Source organism: Mycobacterium sp., from assembly GCF_050701675.1.
Lineage (GTDB): Bacteria > Actinomycetota > Actinomycetes > Mycobacteriales > Mycobacteriaceae > Mycobacterium.
Genome location: NZ_JBOGDD010000434.1, coordinates 1 through 1,633 on the forward strand (window position 1 = coordinate 1; position 1,633 = coordinate 1,633).

Here is a 1,633-nt window from a genome sequence, read left to right on the forward strand (position 1 = left end):
CTGCCTAGGGTTCGCCGATCTGAGCCAGACCGGCCCGCTGGTGCTCGAAGCTCCACCCAAGATTCAGGGGTTGCTCGACGACTTCTGGCACCGCCCACTGGCGGGCCCGAACATCGACGGCGTGCAATACCTCGGTGATATCGGCATTCCCGGCCCGGATAAGGGCCGCGGCGCGAAGTACCTGATCGTGCCCGAAGGCCATGACCTCGACATCGCGACTGACGACTACTTCGTCTACACCAGCAAGACCAACAACGTTTTCGTCTTCCAGCGAGGGTTCTTCACCTCAGTGGATGATCTGAGCCCCGGTGTTGCGGCGGTCGAAGGACTCGTCATCCATCCTCTCGACGGTCCTACCGAGCCGATGAGATTCCAACACGTCTCCGACGCGCCGGCCAATGCACTGTTCCCCCGTGACTTCGGCTTTTTCGAACAGCTCCACGAGTTGATCCAAGGCGAACGAGTCGACGCCGTAGACCCGTACATGCACGGCATGCTCGCGGCGCTGGGCATTGCGAAGGGCCGCGACTTCTCGCCCACCGATCGGCAACGTGAGCTGCTGGATCTCGCCGCCAAAACGGCATGGAAGATGGCGAAAAGCATTGCCGCGCATTACGACCGCGAAGCCAATGCACTCTGGTGGGAAGACCGGCACTGGGTGGCGCACGCCAAGACCGAACTCGACGACTTCATGGGCACCCTGCTCGACGAACAATGGCGGAACCGCGCCACCGGGCACACCGACGTCAATGCCAAGGCTCACATGTTCATCAACGCCTATTCGATCAGCTCGGGCATGATGTCCTCGATCGTCGGCATGGGCGCCAAATACGGTGCCGCATACAAAGACAGCGAAGGCCGATATCTTAGAGGCGAGAACACCTACCGTATCGACCTGCCCGCCAACCCGCCGGCCAACATCCTGTGGTCAGTCACGGTGTACGACGCCGACACCGCCGCCGGCGTCGACACCGCCCAACAGATCTATCCCTCGCTGAACTCCATGAACGATCTCCTCTACAACGACGACGGCTCGGTCACCTTCCACATCGGACCGCAACCGCCCGATGACGCGCAGAACTGGCTCCGAACAGTCCCCGGCAGAGGCTGGTTCTCCCTTATCCGTTGGTACGGACCCACCCAGGAGTTCTTCGATCGCAAGTACAAACCCGGAGATTTCGCCAAGGTTTAGACGTATATATAAAGCCGTTGACTACAAGTACATTGGCGGTCACGGTGGCATGGGAGCAATGAGCAAATGAGTGAGGGGTCGACCGAAACGCATCGGTTGACCGCTCGGGTGCGGACAGCAGTCACGGCTGTCGGGCGACCCCGTTTCCGCGACGTCATCGCGGGTTTGGTCACCGGGCTGTTCTCGATCCCGGAGGGCATGGCCTACGCAAGCATCGGCGGGTTCAATCCGGTGGCAGGCCTGTATTCGGGTGTCGTGTCGACCGTAGTCGGTTCACTTCTCGCCCGAACGGTGCTGATGGTGACGACGTTGACCAGTGCGCTTGCGTTGTCGTCGCGCAGCGTGCTGACCGATGCGGGCCTGGACCCCGCCGACCCGGCGAACGTCGCGGCCTTGGCGATTGTCGTCGGATTGGTGATGCTGGTGTTCGGCGTGCTGAAG

2 protein-coding genes are annotated in these 1,633 nt (G+C 61.4%); both read left to right on the top strand.

The features are described 5' to 3' along the window. A partial coding sequence (locus ACRDUX_RS13130) for a DUF1214 domain-containing protein (protein WP_526414463.1) occupies positions 1–1,192 on the top strand: 1,192 nt, incomplete at its 5' end. Positions 1,193–1,258: 66 nt separating this feature from the next. Next, on the top strand, positions 1,259–1,633 hold a 375-nt coding region (locus tag ACRDUX_RS13135), incomplete at its 3' end, for a SulP family inorganic anion transporter (RefSeq protein ID WP_526414464.1).